A 15,937-nucleotide genomic window follows, 5' to 3' on the forward strand; every position below is an offset into this window, starting at 1 on the left:
CCCCGGTGACGGGGGCGGGCGGGCCCGTGGAAGATACTGGGACACATGGCTTACGACGATCTTCGCTCCCTGCTCAGGGCGCTGGAGCGCGAGGGCGACCTCAAGCGCATCAAGGCCGAGGTGGACCCGTACCTGGAAGTCGGGGAGATCGTCGACCGGGTGCAGAAGTCCGGCGGTCCCGCGCTGCTCTTCGAGAACGTGAAGGGCTCGGCGATGCCGCTGGCCATGAACGTCTTCGGCACCGACCGGCGGCTGCTGAAGGCGCTCGGCCTGAAGTCGTACGGCGACATCAGCGAAAAGATCGGCGGGCTGCTGCGGCCCGAGCTGCCGCACGGCTTCGTGGGCGTGCGCGAGGCGTTCGGCAAGCTCGGCGCGATGGCGCACGTGCCGCCGCGCAAGGTGAAGGACGCGCCGGTGCGGGAGGTCGTGCTGCGCGGCGAGGACGTCGACCTGGACGCGCTGCCCGCGCTGTTCACCTGGCCGCAGGACGGCGGCTCCTTCTTCAACCTCGGCCTCACCCACACCAAGGACCCCGAGACCGGCGTCCGCAACCTCGGCCTGTACCGGCTCCAGCGGCACGACCGGCGCACCATCGGCATGCACTGGCAGATCCACAAGGACAGCCGCAACCACTACCAGGTGGCGGCCCGGCGCGGCGAGCGGCTGCCTGTCGCGATCGCCTTCGGCTGCCCGCCCGCCGTGACGTACGCCTCCACCGCGCCGCTGCCCGGCGACATCGACGAGTACCTGTTCGCCGGGTTCCTCGCCGGCAAGCGGATCGAGATGGTGGACTGCGAGACCGTCCCGCTCCAGGTCCCGGCCCACGCCGAAGTGGTCCTGGAGGGCTGGCTGGAGCCCGGTGAGACGCTGCCGGAGGGACCGTTCGGCGACCACACCGGGTTCTACACCCCGCAGGAGCCGTTCCCGGCGCTGACCATCGACTGCGTGACGATGCGCAGGCGGCCGCTGCTCCAGTCGATCGTGGTCGGCCGGCCGCCCACGGAGGACGGCCCGCTCGGCCGCGCCACCGAGCGCTTCTTCCTGCCGCTGCTGAAGATCATCGTGCCGGACATCGTGGACTACCACCTGCCCGAGGCGGGCGGCTTCCACAACTGCGCGATCGTCTCCATCGACAAGAAGTACCCCAAGCACGCTCAGAAGGTCATGCACGCCGTGTGGGGCGCGCACATGATGTCCCTGACCAAGCTGATCGTGGTCGTGGACGCCGACTGCGACGTGCACGATCTGCACGAGGTCGCCTGGCGGGCCCTCGGCAACACCGACTACGCCCGCGACCTGACCGTCGTCGAAGGCCCCGTCGACCACCTCGACCATGCCTCCTACCAGCAGTTCTGGGGCGGCAAGGCGGGCATCGACGCGACCCGCAAGTGGCCCGAGGAGGGCTACACCCGCGACGGCGGCTGGCCGGAGATGGTGGTCTCCGACCCGGAGACCGCAGACCGCGTGACGCGACGCTGGAAGGAATACGGACTGTGAGCAGCGCCTCCGCAGCGATCCCGCAGCCGGGACGCACCAAAGCGTTCCTGCGCCTGGTGATGATCGAGCACTCGGTGTTCGCGCTGCCCTTCGCCTACATCGCCTCGCTCACCGCGATGTACGAGTGGGACAGGTCGATCCACTGGGGCAGGCTGCTCCTGGTCACCGTCTGCATGGTGGGGCTGCGCACCTTCGCCATGGCGGTCAACCGGATCATCGACCGGGAGATCGACGCCCGCAACCCCCGCACCGCCCACCGCGAGCTGGTCACCGGCGCGATGTCGGTGCGGCACGCCTGGACCGGCGCGCTGGTCGCCCTCGTCGTCTTCCTGGGCGCCGCCGCGCTGCTCAACCCGCTCTGCCTGGCCCTGGCCCCGGTCGCGGTGATCCCGATGGTGGTCTACCCCTACGGCAAGCGGTTCACGAACTTCCCGCAGGCCATCCTGGGCATCGCCCAGGCGATGGGCCCGATCGGCGGCTGGCTGGCGATCAGCGGCGCATGGTCGTGGAAGGCGGTGATCCTGGGGCTCGCCGTGGGCGTCTGGATCGGCGGCTTCGACCTGATCTACGCCTGCCAGGACGTGGAGACCGACCGCCGGATCGGCGTCCGCTCGGTCCCGGCCCGCTTCGGCATCCCGGCCGCGATCTGGGGCGCGCGCGGCTGCCACGCGGTCACCACCGCCCTGTTCGTCTGGTACGCCCTGGCCACCGGCGCCGGCGCCTTCTTCTGGCTGGGCCTGGTCGTCGTCGCGGCCGCCTTCGGCTACGAGCACACGATCGTGCGCCCGCACGACCTGACCCGCCTGAACCGGGCGTTCTTCAGCGTGAACGGGTTCATCGGCATCGCCCTGTTCGTGTGCGCGCTGCTGGACCTGCTGGTACGGGGGCTGACGGTCTGATCCCCGGATGTTCGGATCACGTTCCCTCCCGGTTCGGATCATGAACGCCGCCGGATAGGCTCGACATCATGAAGCCAGGAGAAACGCAGCGCACGCCTTGGATCGTGGGGGTGTCCGGAGCGTCCGGAACGCCGTACGCGGCCGCGGTGCTGCGCGCGTTGCTGGACGCGGGGGAGAGCGTCGATCTGGTGGTCAGCCGGGCCTCGCGGCTCACCCTGCTCGACGAGACCGGCATCTCCTTCCGGGACGCCCACTGGCGCGACGACCTGCGCGCGTGGCTGTCCCTCGGCGCCGACGGCAAGCCCGGCACCTTCGACGCGGACGTCTCGGACGTACGGCACTGGAGCGCCGGCGACCTGGCGGCCGGGCCGTCCTCGGGGTCGTACCCGGCCAAGGGCATGCTGATCGTGCCGGCCTCGACGGCGTGCGTGGCCGGTGTCGCGCTCGGCCTGTCGAAGGACCTGTTGCAGCGGACGGCGAGCGTGACGCTCAAGGAGCGCCGCCCGCTGGTCGTGGCCGTTCGGGAGACCCCGCTGAACGGGCCGACGCTGCGGCAGCTGGTCGCACTGGACGACGCGGGCGCCACCGTCCTGCCCGCCTCGCCCGCCTTCTACGCCGGCGCGACGCACATCCAGCACCTGGTGGACTTCGTCGCCGGCCGCGCCCTCGACGCGGTGGGGGTGCCCCACCGCCTCTATCGCCGCTGGAAGGGCGAACTGGGCGGCTCGCGCCCCGCCTGAGCGGTACCGGCACCACCTCAGAACACTTCGGCAACTTCGCAGATCCCCGCAGGGGTCTCGTCAGGGGAAGGCTCGATCGCATGGACGCGGTGGACAGGCAGCTCATCCAGGCCCTCAGGGAGAACGGCCGGGCCTCCTACGCGGAGCTGGGGCGCCTCGTCGGCCTGTCGGGACCGAGTGTCACCGACCGCATCAACCGGCTGGAGGCGGCCGGCGTCATCACCGGTTACCGGGCCACGGTGGACGCCGCCTCGCTCGGTCTGGGCGTCATCGCCCTGATCGGCATCTCGCTCTCCGACGCCGCCGACCACGAGGACGTGGCGCAGCGGCTGAAGGACCTGCCCGAGATCGAGGACTGCTGGTTCATCGCCGGCGACGACTCCTTCATGCTCAAGGTGCGGGCCACGGACGTCGACGGTCTGGAGCGGATCATCCGCCGGCTGTCGGGCACCAAGGGCGTCTCCCGGACCCGTACCACGATCGTGCTCTCCACCAAGTGGGAGAACCGGGTGGGTGAGCTGCCCGAAGAGGTGCAGTGATCCAGGCGTACCGTGGGCGGGGACTTCCGGAAGCGGCGGGAAACGGCAGGAAAGAGGTAGGGCATGGACGTCGGGCTCAAGCGCGAGCTGGAGGAGAAGGTCCGCTCCGGTGAGCGGCTGTCCCGCGAGGACGGCATCGCGCTGTACGAGTCGGACGACCTGGCCTGGCTCGGCGGCCTCGCGCACGAGGTGCGCGTCCGCAAGAACGGCGACGTGGTGCACTTCAACGTCAACCGTCATCTCAACATGACGAACGTGTGCACCGCGTCCTGCGCGTACTGCTCCTTCCAGCGCAAGCCGGGGGAGAAGGACGCGTACACGATGCGCATCGAGGAGGCCGTGAAGCTGGCCAAGGCGATGGAGTCGGAGAACCTGACCGAACTGCACATCGTCAACGGCCTGCACCCGAACCTGCCGTGGCGCTACTACCCGCGCTCGCTGCGGGAGCTGAAGGCCGCGCTGCCGCACGTGTCGCTGAAGGCGTTCACGGCGACGGAGATCCACCACTTCGAGACGATCTCCGGCCTGAGCGCGAGCGAGATCCTGGACGAGCTGATCGACGCGGGCCTGGAGTCGCTGACCGGCGGCGGTGCGGAGATCTTCGACTGGGAGGTCCGGCAGCACATCGTGGACCACCGCACCCACTGGGAGGACTGGTCGCGGATCCACCGGCTGGCGCACGAGAAGGGTCTGAAGACCCCGAGCACCATGCTGTACGGCCACATCGAGGAGCCCCGGCACCGGGTGGACCACGTGCTCAGGCTGCGTGAGCTCCAGGACGAGACGGGCGGCTTCCAGGTCTTCATCCCGCTGCGCTACCAGCACGACTTCGTGGACCTGAAGGACGGCAAGGTCCGCAACCGCCTCCAGGCCCGTACGACGATGGCGACCGGCGCGGAGGCGCTGAAGACGTTCGCGGTCTCCCGGCTGCTGTTCGACAACGTGCCGCACGTCAAGGTGTTCTGGGTGATGCACGGCGTGCAGACCGCGCAGCTCGCGCTCCAGCACGGCGCCGACGACATGGACGGGTCGGTGGTCGAGTACAAGATCACGCACGACGCGGACAACTACGGCACCCCGAACAAGCTGACCCGCGACGACCTGCTGGAGCTGATCCGCGACGCGGGCTTCCGCCCGGTGGAGCGCAACACGCGCTACGAGATCATCCGCGAGTTCGACGGCCCGGACCCCGAGCGCCGCGAGTCGCCGCAGCCGATGCGGGTGTGAGGTCTGCCGGTCATGCGTAGGTGTGCGGGCGGCCACTCGCTGCCCGCACACCGATGCTGTAATGGTTACGATGGCTGCATGCCACTTACCTTCACCCTTGACCCCTCGGTCGACCGCGCCCTGCGCGACGGCATCCTCGACCTGTGGACGGAGGTCACCGACGCCGGCGGAGCGGTCGGCTTCGTGGCGCCCGCCGAGCGCGAGGCGGTCCGCGCCGAACTGGTGAAGCACTTCGTGGCGATGGCCGAGGGCCGGGTCCGGCTGCTGGTCGGCCACGACGAGGACGGCCGGGTCGCGGCGACGGCGTTCCTGACCTTCAACACCCACCGGCTGATGACCCACTGGCTGTGGCTGTACACGGTGATGGTGCACCCGCGCCACCAGGGCAAGGGCTACGGTCGCGACCTGCTCGCGGCGGCCGCCGACGCGGCGCGCGGCTTCGACGGCATCGAGGCGGTCCGCCTCACCTGCCGCGGCGGCCTCGGCCTGGAGCGGTTCTACGCGTCCTGCGGCTACAAGGAGGTCGGCCGGGTGCCCGGCGCGATCCGCGTGGCGCCCGGCGACGACCGCGACGACGTGATCATGCTTCTGCCGCTGACCTGAGGATTTGTCCCGCCTTGGCACCCCCGTGCGGGATCACCCGGCGGTCGTGCTTCACTGGACGGTACCCCTTTGGCCTCCCTCGGAACGGAAGAGTGGATTGAGATGTTCCGCTACACGCTGATGCGCTTCGGGATCTTCGTGGGCTGCCTGGTGGTCGTCTGGGGCCTGGTCTACTCCGGGATCGTGCCGAGCGGACGCAACGGTTCCAACAGCCTGTGGATCCCGCTGCTCGCCCTGGTGATCTCCGCCCCGATCAGCTTCGTCGTGCTGCGCAAGGAGCGCGACCGCGCCTCGATCCAGGTCTCCCGGCGGGTGGAGCGGATGAAGGCGAACATGGAGGCCAACGCGGGCGTCGAGGACGTGGCCGACGACCGGGCGCGCGCGGAGTCCCAGACCTCCTGACCCGGCGGCCACCGGACGGCCGGCCTCGTGATCCGGCCACGGCGGCCGTAAACGGCCGGTCGGTGACCGCGCGGCCGGCGCCGCGAACCGTAGGCTTGCGCGCATGGGTGCGGTGAAGACCAGGCGGATGCCGCGGGCGGTGCGCGAACAGCAGATGCTCGACGCCGCCGTGCAGATCTTCGGCCGGCGCGGCTACATGGCCGCGTCGATGGACGAGATCGCCGAACTGGCGGGCGTCTCCAAGCCGTTGGTCTATCTGTACCTGAACTCCAAGGAAGACCTCTTCAGCGCCTGCATCCGCCGGGAGGCGGCGGCGCTGACCCAGGCGGTGCGCGCCGGGGTGCGCCCCGGACTGCCGGCCGACCGCCAGCTGTGGGAGGGCCTGACCGCCTTCTTCACGCACACCGCGCGCCACCCGGACGGCTGGGCGGTGCTGCACCTCCAGGCCCGTACGCACGGCGAACCGTTCGCGACCGAGATCGCCGCGCTGCGCGAGGAACTGGTCGCGTTCGTGACGCTGCTGATCGCCGAGGCGGCCAGGGAGGCGCATCGCGACCCGGACCTGCCCGAGCGGGAGGTCGCCGGGCTCGCCGAGGCCCTGGTCGGCGCCGCCGAGTCGCTGGCCGACTGGGCCAACGCCACCGAGGGCGTCACGGCCCGGCAGGCGGCGGCCACCTTGATGAACTTCGCCTGGGCGGGCCTGGGCGACCTGATGGCCGGCCGGCCCTGGACCCCGCCCGCGACCGAGGACGGCTGACCCGGGGCGTCGTTCAGGCGGGCGGCGGCAGCACCTCGCCGGTCAGATGGGTGCGGCGGCCGTCGGGGGTGCGCAGCGCGAAGCGGCCGGTGCCGTCGGCGGCGTGGACGACCTCGCCCGGCAGCAGCACCGGGGCCAGGAACCTGGCCTTGATCAGCGCCGTTTCCGGGACGTCGTGGGCGGCCAGACAGCGGGCCACCGTCCACATGCCGTGTGCGATCGCCCGCGGGAACCCGAACAGGCGGGCGCTCAGCGGGTGCAGATGGATCGGGTTGCGGTCCCCGGACGCGGCGCCGTAGCGCCGCCCCAGATCCCCGGGCAGCACCCACCGGTCCACCTCGGGCAACGGCTCACCCGGCCCCTCCGAAGCGGAGGCGGAACCGGGCGTGGCGGTCGCGTCGGTGCCGTCGGTGCGGTGCCGGGCCAGGTAGGTGCTCGTGGACGCCCACACCACCTCGCCGCCCGCGCGCAGCTCGGTGCCGACGACCGCCTCGGTGCCCCGTCGGTGCGCCGCCAACCCAACGACGTGCACGGTGAGTTCGTACGTCCCGGAGGCGGGCGTCGCGGTGTGCCGGGTGACGTCGATCGAGGTGTGCACCAGACCGAGCAGTGGCAGCGGGAAGTCGGCGCCGCTCATCAGCCGCATGGCCAGCGGAAAGCCGAGGACGTGCGGATAGGTGACGGGCAGCGTGTCCGCGCCGGGGGCGAAGCCGCAGACGCGGGCGTAGGCGGCCAGCCGGGCCGGATCGGCGCGGACGGACGGCAGCGTGAGCCGGGTGCGCGGATACGGGGCCTGCGGGCGGGGCCGCTTGAAGGGCGAGCGCAGCGCACCGCGGGCCAGCAGCGGCGCGAGCGCGGGCGAGCGCGACAGCACTACGGAGGGCGCGGCGGACGCGGCGGTCTCGGTCGGACCGGAGGAACCCGTGGCGCCGCCGGAGGACGCGGTGTCGGTCATCGCTCACGCCCCCAGCAGGCTCTGGCCGCACACCCGGACCACCTGGCCGTTGACCGCGCCCGAGGCCGGGTGGGCGAGCCAGGCGGTGGTCTCGGCGACGTCGACGGGCAGCCCGCCCTGCGCCAGGGAGTTCATCCGGCGGCCCGCCTCACGGATGAACAGCGGCACCGCGGCCGTCATCTTCGTCTCGATGAACCCGGGCGCGACCGCGTTCACCGTCACCCCGTGCTCGGCCAGAGCGCGGGGCGCGAGCGCGCGCACGAGTCCGGCCACGCCCGCCTTGCTCGCGCCGTAGTTGGTCTGCCCGGCGTTGCCCGCCAGGCCCGCGATGGAGGCGGTGGCCACGATCCGGCCGCCGGGCCGCAGCGCACCGGCGGCCAGCAGCGCGTCGGTGGTCCGCAGCACGCTCGCGAGGTTCACCTCCAGCACCGCGCCCCAGCGGTCGGCGGGCATGTTGACCAGCCGCCGGTCCCGGGTGATCCCCGCGTTGTGGATCAGCGCGTCCAGCCCGTCGGGCAGCGCGGCGGCGATCCGCTCGCCCGCGTCGGCGGCCGTGACGTCCAGGGCGAGGGCGGTGCCGCCGAGGCGTTCGGCGACCCGGCGCGCGTCCGCCTCGGCCGCCGGCACGTCCAGCACGACGACCCGGGCGCCGTCCCGGGCCAGCGTCTCGGCGACCGCCTCGCCGATGCCGCGCGCGCCGCCGGTGACCAGTGCGGTGCGTCCCGCCAGGGGGCGGTCCCAGTCGTCGGGCGCGGTGGGGGCGTCGGCGCCGACGTGGATGACCTGGCCGCTGACGTAGGCGGACTTGGGGGAGAGCAGGAAGCGCAGGGTGGACTCGGCGGCGTGCGCGTCGGTGAGCCGCACCAGGTTCACCGTCCTGCCCCGGCCGATCTCCTTGCCGAGCGAGCGCGTGAACCCTTCCAACGCCTGCTGGGCGGCGGCCTGATGGTGGTCGCCGTCCAGCGGAGCGCCCAGCACGAGGACGCGTCCGCTCGCGGCGACCGACCGCACCGCCGGGTGGAGTGCGGCGTGCACCTCGCCGAGCGCCGCCACGTCCCGCACCCCCGTGGCGTCGAGCACCACGGCGGCGGCCGCGCCCGCCTCGGCCGGCTTCAGTCCCGTACGGGCCAGGACCGGCGCCAGGTCGAGGTCGGAGGCGCCGGCCGTGAGGTGCAGCAGCGGGCCGTCGAGCGCGGGACGCTCCGGCGACCAGCGGCGCAGCACCGCCGGTTGGGGGAGTCCGAGGCGGCGGGACAGGAAGCGGCCGGGCGCGGTGCCGGTGAAGCTCAGATAGCGGTCGGCCATGTGCTGTCTCCCACAGGTTCACATCTGCTGACTCTGAAGTAATGTTACCGGCGGTAAGTTTACGTCACGGGTGAGGAGCAGGTCGAGATGAGTTCCCTTGCGCCGCGGCGGGCCCGCCGGGTGGCGATCGTCGGCGGCACGCGCATCCCGTTCGCCCGCTCCGACGGCCCCTACGCCACCGCGTCCAACCAGGACATGCTCACCGCCGCCCTCGACGGCCTGGCCGCGCGCTACGACCTGGGCGCGCCCGGCGCGGTGGGCGAGTTCGTCGCCGGCGCCGTCCTCAAGCACAGCCGTGACTTCAACCTCGCCCGCGAGACCGTGCTCGGCTCGGCGCTCGACCCGCGCACCCCCGCCTACGACGTCCAGCAGGCGTGCGGCACCGGGCTCCAGGCGGTGATCGCCGCCGCCAACAAGATCGCGCTCGGGCAGACCGAGTCGGCGGTAGCGGGCGGCGCGGACACCGCGAGCGACGCGCCGCTCGGCGTCAACGACACGCTGCGCCGCATCCTGCTGGCGGCCCGCCGCGCCAAGTCGCCCGCCGCCAGGCTCAAGGCGCTGGCCAAGGCGCGTCCCGCCCATCTCGTCCCCGACATCCCGCGCAACGCCGAGCCGCGCACCGGCCTGTCGATGGGCGAGCACGCCGCCGTGACCGCCCGCGCCTGGGGCGTGCCGCGCGCGGCGCAGGACGAACTCGCCGCCGCCAGCCACCGGCGGCTCGCGGCGGCCTACGACCGCGGCTTCTTCGACGACCTGGTCGTCCCCTTCCGCGGCCTGACCCGCGACCAGAACCTCCGCCCCGACTCGACGCCGGAGAAACTCGCCCGGCTGAAGCCGGTGTTCGGCATCGACGGGCCCGAACCGACCATGACGGCGGGCAACTCCACGCCCCTGACGGACGGCGCGGCCACCGTGCTGCTGGCCTCCGAGGAGTGGGCGAAGGCCCGGGGCCTGGAACCGCTGGCGTATCTGACGGCGTACGAGACGGCGGCCGTGGACTTCGTGCACGGGGACGTGGCGGACGGCGAGGACGGGCTGCTGATGGCGCCCGCGTACGCGGTGCCGCGGATGCTGGAGCGCGCCGGGCTCGGCGTCGCGGACTTCGACCTGGTCGAGATCCACGAGGCGTTCGCCTCCCAGGTGCTGGCGACCCTGGCCGCCTGGGAGAAGCGGGGCCTTGAGCCGGTCGACCGCGACCGGCTCAACGTGGCGGGCTCCTCGCTCGCCACCGGCCACCCCTTCGCGGCGACCGGCGCCCGGGTCGTGGCCACCCTGGCCGCACTCCTCGCCGAACGCGGCGCCCCCGGCCGCGGCCTGATCTCCGTCTGCGCGGCCGGCGGCCAGGGCGTGACCGCCATCCTCGAACGCCCCTGAGGCACCAGCAGCACACGGCCACCCGCCGACCACCACCGACCACCACCGACCACCACCGACCACCCCCGAGGCTCCCGTGGCCGCACCCCGGCCCCGGACCACCCCCACGCTCCCCGGGCCGCACCCCGGCCCCGGACCACCCCCACGCTCCAGGCTGCACACACCCGGCCCCGGACCACCTCCCCACCCGCCCCGGTCCAGCACGAACCCCCCACGCGCGAGCCGTACCATCCCGGTTGCAACCGGCGGTAACACCAGGCCCCGCACAGCCGCGCACCACCTCCGGTGAACCACTCGGTACGCCCCGCGCGTACCCGAAGCGGCAGGGCGGCGCGCCGCTGTCCCGCCGCAGGCCTCAGGAGCTGCCATGCCCATCTCGTACTCGTCCGCCACCCCCGCCGTGCCGCCGCCGTCCGATCCGGAGCAGGCGTACGAGTCCGCCGCGGGCGGCGGCCCGGCCGCGCCGCGGACCCGGCGGCTGGCCGGCGAGGTCCGGGAGGCGTACGTGCCGCCGCTGGTGGCCCGCGTGACCCACGGTTCGCTGGCCGACCTGCCGTTCGAGAACGCGGCCGCCGACCCCGGCCGCCGCGTCCTGAGCCGCCGCGCCCCCCGCGGCCGGTGGACGGACGTGACCGCCGAGCAGTTCGCCGCGCAGGTGCTCGCCCTGGCCAAGGGCCTGATCGCGGAGGGGCTGCTCCCGGGCGACCGCATCGCGGTGATGGCGCGCACCACCTACGAGTGGACGCTGCTCGACTTCGCCGCCTGGGCGGCCGGCCTGGTCACGGTCCCGGTCTACCCCACCTCCTCCCTCTTCCAGATCCGCTGGATCCTCCAGGACTCCGGCGCGGTCGCCCTGGTCACCGAGACCGCCGGGCAGGCCGCCTCCGTCGGCCCGGAGCGCGACCGCCTGCCGGACCTGCGCCACCTGTGGGTGCTGGACGGCGGCCACCTGGACCGGCTGGCGGAGCGCGGCGCGGCGGTCACGGACGCGGAGGTGGAGGTGCGCCGGGGCGTCCTCGGCCCCGACACCCTGGCCACCCTGATCTACACCTCGGGCACCACCGGCCGCCCCAAGGGCTGCGCGCTCACCCACGGCAACTTCCTGGCCGAGGTGGACAACGCCGTCGAACTCCTCGCCCCGGTCTTCAAGGGCGACGGCGGCGCGGAGCCCGCCACCCTCCTCTTCCTGCCCCTGTCCCACGTCTTCGGCCGCATGGTGGCGATCGCCTGCGTCCGCGCCGGGGTGCGCCTCGGCCACGCGCCGAGTCTGGCCGCGGAGGACCTGCTCGCGGACATGGCGAGCTTCCGCCCGACGTTCCTGCTGGCCATCCCGTACATGCTGGAGAAGATCTACAACAACGCGCGGGCGACGGCCGAGCGCGGCGGCCGGGCGGCCTCCTTCGACCGCGCCGCCGACACCGCCCGCCGTTACGGCGAGGCGGTCGAGGCCCGCCAGCACGGCGAGGGCCCCGGCCCCGGCGCGGGCCTGAAGGCGGCGCGCGCCCTGTACGACCCGCTGGTCTACCGCCGGATCCGCGCCGCCCTGGGCGGCCGGCTGCGCCACGTCATCTGCGGCGGCTCCCCGCTGGGCCGCCGCCTGGCCGCCTTCTACGCCGGCGCCGGCATCGACGTCTACGAGGGCTACGGCCTGACCGAGTCCACCGGCGCGGCGACCGTGACGCCGCCGCACCGGCCGCGCCTGGGCACGGTCGGCTGGCCGCTGCCGGGCACGCGGGTGCGGATCGCCGCGGACGGCGAGGTGCTGCTGAGCGGCGGCCAGGTCTTCCGCGGCTACTGGGACCCGCACGCGGGCGGGGTGGTGCCGGCCACCCACGAGGGCTGGTTCCCGACCGGGGACATCGGCCGCCTGGACGACGAGGGCTATCTGACGATCACCGGCCGCAAGAAGGAGATCCTGATCACCGCGGGCGGCAAGAACGTGGCTCCGGCCCCGCTGGAGAACTGGCTGCGCCAGCACCCGCTGATCTCCCAGTGCCTGGTGCTGGGCGACGGCCGCCCCTACGTCTCGGCCCTGATCACCCTGGACCTGGACGGCATCACGCACTGGCGGCGGATGAACGGCAAGCACCCGGTGCCGGCCGAACTGCTCACCGACGACGCCGACCTGAGGGCGGTGCTGCAACGGGCGGTGGACGAGGCCAACAAGCTGGTCTCCCGGCCCGAGTCGATCCGCCGCTTCGCCGTCCTGCCGGTCGAGTTCACCGAGCGGGCGGGCCATCTGACCCCGTCGATGAAGCTGCGCCGGGCGGCGGTCCTGCGGGACTTCACGGCCGAGGTGGAGGCGCTGTACAAGAAGTGGCTGTACGAGAAGTAAGGGACAAAAGGGCAGGAGCCCCGGTTGCCTGACGGCACGGGGCTCCTTGGGTACTGCAATCAGAACGGTTACTGCGCGCGGGACGCTCAGACCGGGGTGACGTTCTCCGCCTGCGGGCCCTTCGGGCCCTGGGTCACGTCGAAGGACACCTGCTGGTTCTCTTCGAGAGAGCGGAAACCGCTGGCGTTGATCGCGGAGTAGTGAACGAAGACGTCGGGGCCGCCGCCTTCCTGGGCAATGAAGCCAAAGCCCTTTTCGGCGTTGAACCACTTCACGGTTCCGGTAGCCATAAGCCCTCCTTGGGCCCAAAGGGTCGCCCTGCTCCAGAACCTGCAAATGTGAAAACGAGATCGCCGCACAACTGCACCGTCTGAAAACGACCAGAGCCCGCGGTTACATGCTCCGCAGGCTCTGTACTGCAAGGGAAACCAAAACTGCAACTTGCTGATGACCCTAGCATGCAGCCCCCGGAGTGCAATAGAGGTCAAGATCACGTCACCCGGATGTTTGAAGGCTCTGCGGGGAGCATCACGCAGTGCGATCAGGAGAGCTGGGGGACCCGGCGGCCGAACGGGTGAGCAAGAGGTAGTACAGAGGTGCGAGCGCAGGGGCCGCAGGGGTCGGCGGCCACCCCCGCCGGACCGGGGTCTAGTCTCGCGATGTGGACAATTCTCGCACCCGGCCGCGCGTCGGCCACATCCAGTTCCTCAACTGCCTGCCCCTGTACTGGGGGCTCGCGAGAACCGGCACGCTCCTCAATCTGGAACTGACCAAGGACACTCCGGAAAAGCTCAGCGAGCAGCTCGTCCGGGGCGACCTCGACATCGGCCCGGTCACCCTGGTCGAGTTCCTCAAGAACGCCGACGACCTGATCGCCTTCCCCGACATCGCCGTGGGCTGCGACGGCCCGGTGATGTCCTGCGTGATCGTCTCCCAGGTCCCGCTGGACCGGCTCGACGGCGCCCGGGTCGCCCTCGGCTCGACCTCCCGCACCTCCGTCCGCCTCGCCCAGCTGCTGCTGGCCGAGCGCTACGGCGTCACCCCGGACTACTACACCTGCCCGCCCGACCTGAGCCTGATGATGCAGGAGGCGGACGCGGCGGTCCTGATCGGCGACGCCGCCCTGCGCGCCAACCTGCACGACGGCCCGCGCTACGGCCTCGAAGTCCACGACCTCGGCCTGCTCTGGAAGGAGTGGACGGGCCTGCCGTTCGTCTTCGCCGTCTGGGCGGCGCGCCGCGACTACGCGGAGCGCGAGCCGCGCATCACCCGCCGGGTGCACGAGGCGTTCCTCGCCTCCCGCGACCTGTCCCTGGAGGAGGTCGCCAAGGTCGCCGAGCAGGCCGCCCGCTGGGAGTCCTTCGACGAACAGGTCCTGGAGAAGTACTTCACCACGCTCGACTTCAGCTTCGGCGCCCCGCAGCTCGCGGCGGTCACCGAGTTCGCCCGCCGCGTCGGCCCCACCACCGGCTTCCCGGCGGACGTGAAGGTCGACCTGCTGCGCCCGTAACACCCCCGCCGCCCCCTCGGCACTACCCTGCTGGGAAGTACGGCGTTACCGGGTCACGGGGGAGAGGCGGACGCCATGCAGCCGCTCGCGCACGACGAGCCCACCGCCGTGGGGCCCTACCGGCTGCTCGGCCGGCTCGGCTCCGGCGGCATGGGCCGGGTGTACCTGGGCCGCACCACCGGCGGCCGCACGGTCGCCGTGAAGATCGTGCACCCGCACTTCGCGCTGGACGAGGAGTTCCGCGCCCGGTTCCGCCGCGAGGTGGCCGCCGCGCGCCGGGTCGGCGGCGCCTGGACCGCGCCGGTGCTGGACGCCGACCCGGACGCCCCGGTCCCCTGGGTGGCCACCGCCTACGCCGCCGGACCCTCCCTCACCGCGGCGGTCGCGGACGCCGGGGCGCTGCCCGCGCACTCGGTACGGGTCCTGGCCGCCGGCCTCGCCGAGGCGCTCGCCGCCGTCCACGAACTGGGCCTGGTGCACCGGGACGTGAAGCCGTCCAACGTGCTGCTCACCCTGGACGGCCCGCTGCTGATCGACTTCGGCATCGCCCGCGCCACCGACGGCACCGCCTCCCTGACCTCCACCGGCGCCTCGGTCGGCTCGCCCGGCTACATGGCCCCCGAGCAGATCCTCGGCCACGGCGTCACCGGAGCGGCCGACGTCTTCTCGCTCGGCGCGGTGCTGGCGTACGGCGCGACCGGCCGGGCCCCGTTCCCGGGCGACTCCTCGGCGGCCCTGCTCTACAAGGTCGTCCACGAGGAACCGGAGCTGGACGCGCTGCGCGACGGCGAACTGCGGGAACTGGCGCGGGAGTGCCTGGCCAAGGACCCCGCGGCCCGTCCCGCGCCCGGCGAGGTCGCCCGCCGCCTCGCCCCCGAGGGCACGGCCCGCCTGGTCGCCGCCGGCTGGCTCCCCGGCCGCCTGGTCGAACAGGTCAGCCGCGGCGCGGTGGGCCTGCTGAACCTGGACGCGACCGAGCCGGGCGACCCGCCCTCGGGCCCGCTCGCCTTCACCGCCCCCTCGGTCACGGCGGCGGACGCGCGGCCCGCCCCGCCGTCCGAGGACCCGCCGTCGCAGGGCCGGTTCGGCCCCCCGCCGGTCATGCCGGTCCCGCCGGTCACGCCCGCGATGCCCACCGCGCCCCCGCACCTCCCCGGACAGCGCACCGCCCCGCCCGGCGAGCCCGCACCCGGCTCCGCCCCCGGCCGGTTCTCCGTCACCGTGGCGGCCGGCGCCGCGCCGGGCACGGACGGCCGGGGCCGCCGGATGAGTTGCAGCGTGGTGCTCGCGGTCGCGGGCGCGCTGGCGGTGGCGACGACGCTGAGCGTGGTCCTGCTGAAGCCGTTCGACCGCGGCTCGCACGGCGACGACGCGAGCGGCGCCGGCCCCTCGGCGGCGAGCACCCACGGCACGGTGCCCGCGCGCTACCTCGGCGCCTGGCGCGGCGACGGCACGGCCACCGCGGCCGGTGTGGACCTCCCCGACGGCACGTTCGAGATCGTCGTCCGCCAGGCCGCGCCCGGCGGCGTCGTCGGCTCGGTCACCCAGACCGACGCGCTCGGCGGCTCCTGCGTCGACGTCCTCACCCTGAAGTCCGTCACCGGCAAGGAGCTGACGGCGACCGGCCGGGGCAGCGCGGACAACCCCGGCCACTGCGTCCCCGACCCGCACGTGGTCCGCCTCCGCCCGGCCGCCGGCGGCGGCCTGCACTTCACCTCCGACGACCCCAAGGCCGGCAACCCGAGGGCCCTGCTGGAGAAGACGGACCGACCGGCGCGGACACGGCCCTGAGTC

At 73.1% G+C, this 15,937-nt stretch carries 15 protein-coding genes; 12 read left to right on the forward strand and 3 right to left on the reverse strand.

Features of this window, described 5'->3' with window-relative positions; translation table 11 throughout:
* Positions 1-45: 45 nt before the first annotated feature.
* From ABEB07_RS37230 to ABEB07_RS37265, 8 genes are all read left to right on the forward strand, one after another.
* A complete protein-coding gene (locus ABEB07_RS37230) occupies positions 46-1,497 on the forward strand; it encodes a menaquinone biosynthesis decarboxylase (protein ID WP_345672479.1) in 1,452 nt (483 codons plus the stop codon).
* A complete protein-coding gene (mqnP, locus tag ABEB07_RS37235) occupies positions 1,494-2,396 on the forward strand; it encodes a menaquinone biosynthesis prenyltransferase MqnP (protein ID WP_345672481.1) in 903 nt (300 codons plus the stop codon). Before ABEB07_RS37230 ends, mqnP begins: the two co-directional genes overlap by 4 nt.
* Positions 2,397-2,464: 68 nt before the next feature.
* A complete protein-coding gene (locus ABEB07_RS37240; protein ID WP_345672482.1) occupies positions 2,465-3,136 on the forward strand; it encodes a UbiX family flavin prenyltransferase in 672 nt (223 codons plus the stop codon).
* An 80-nt stretch (positions 3,137-3,216) separates the two neighbouring features.
* Positions 3,217-3,675, forward strand: a complete 459-nt coding sequence (locus tag ABEB07_RS37245) for an Lrp/AsnC family transcriptional regulator (protein WP_164583036.1) — start codon at positions 3,217-3,219, stop codon at positions 3,673-3,675.
* A 63-nt stretch (positions 3,676-3,738) separates the two neighbouring features.
* Positions 3,739-4,902: an aminofutalosine synthase MqnE gene (gene mqnE / locus ABEB07_RS37250; RefSeq protein ID WP_176150065.1), complete on the forward strand. Its 1,164-nt coding sequence runs from the start codon at positions 3,739-3,741 to the stop codon at positions 4,900-4,902.
* 78 nt (positions 4,903-4,980) lie between these two features.
* Positions 4,981-5,505, forward strand: coding sequence for a GNAT family N-acetyltransferase (locus tag ABEB07_RS37255; protein WP_345672483.1), 525 nt, complete (start codon positions 4,981-4,983; stop codon positions 5,503-5,505).
* Positions 5,506-5,607: 102 nt separating this feature from the next.
* Positions 5,608-5,907, forward strand: a complete 300-nt coding sequence (locus tag ABEB07_RS37260; protein ID WP_176150067.1) for a DUF4229 domain-containing protein — start codon at positions 5,608-5,610, stop codon at positions 5,905-5,907.
* Positions 5,908-6,010: 103 nt separating this feature from the next.
* A complete protein-coding gene (locus ABEB07_RS37265) occupies positions 6,011-6,664 on the forward strand; it encodes a TetR/AcrR family transcriptional regulator (RefSeq protein ID WP_176150068.1) in 654 nt (217 codons plus the stop codon).
* Between the two features lie 13 nt (positions 6,665-6,677).
* Here the strand turns inward: ABEB07_RS37265 and ABEB07_RS37270 are convergent, their stop codons facing one another.
* A complete protein-coding gene (locus ABEB07_RS37270) occupies positions 6,678-7,619 on the reverse strand; it encodes a MaoC/PaaZ C-terminal domain-containing protein (RefSeq protein WP_345672486.1) in 942 nt (313 codons plus the stop codon).
* Positions 7,620-7,622: 3 nt separating this feature from the next.
* Entirely contained in the window at positions 7,623-8,924 is a 1,302-nt protein-coding gene (locus tag ABEB07_RS37275) for a 3-oxoacyl-ACP reductase (protein ID WP_345672487.1), read from the reverse strand.
* An 87-nt stretch (positions 8,925-9,011) separates the two neighbouring features.
* Here ABEB07_RS37275 and ABEB07_RS37280 point away from each other — a divergent pair, with 87 nt between their 5' ends.
* Together ABEB07_RS37280 and ABEB07_RS37285 are read left to right on the forward strand one after the other, a co-directional pair.
* Positions 9,012-10,298 carry an acetyl-CoA C-acetyltransferase gene (locus tag ABEB07_RS37280; protein ID WP_345672488.1) on the forward strand — a complete coding sequence of 429 codons (1,287 nt, stop codon included), beginning with the start codon at positions 9,012-9,014 and terminating at the stop codon, positions 10,296-10,298.
* 367 nt (positions 10,299-10,665) lie between these two features.
* Positions 10,666-12,633: an AMP-dependent synthetase/ligase gene (locus tag ABEB07_RS37285; RefSeq protein ID WP_345672490.1), complete on the forward strand. Its 1,968-nt coding sequence runs from the start codon at positions 10,666-10,668 to the stop codon at positions 12,631-12,633.
* Between the two features lie 86 nt (positions 12,634-12,719).
* Here ABEB07_RS37285 and ABEB07_RS37290 read toward each other — a convergent pair whose 3' ends face one another.
* On the reverse strand, positions 12,720-12,923 hold the full coding sequence (locus tag ABEB07_RS37290; protein WP_003992177.1) for a cold-shock protein: 204 nt from the start codon (positions 12,921-12,923) through the stop codon (positions 12,720-12,722).
* Between the two features lie 371 nt (positions 12,924-13,294).
* On the opposite strand from ABEB07_RS37290, the gene ABEB07_RS37295 reads away from it, so the two are divergent.
* Complete coding sequence (locus tag ABEB07_RS37295) at positions 13,295-14,143, forward strand: menaquinone biosynthetic enzyme MqnA/MqnD family protein (RefSeq protein WP_176150073.1); 849 nt, start codon at positions 13,295-13,297, stop codon at positions 14,141-14,143.
* A 75-nt stretch (positions 14,144-14,218) separates the two neighbouring features.
* Entirely contained in the window at positions 14,219-15,934 is a 1,716-nt protein-coding gene (locus ABEB07_RS37300) for a serine/threonine-protein kinase (RefSeq protein ID WP_345672492.1), read from the forward strand.
* The last annotated feature ends 3 nt before the right edge of the window (positions 15,935-15,937 follow it).

This window comes from Streptomyces similanensis (assembly GCF_039543625.1).
Taxonomy (GTDB): Bacteria; Actinomycetota; Actinomycetes; order Streptomycetales; family Streptomycetaceae; genus Streptomyces; species Streptomyces similanensis.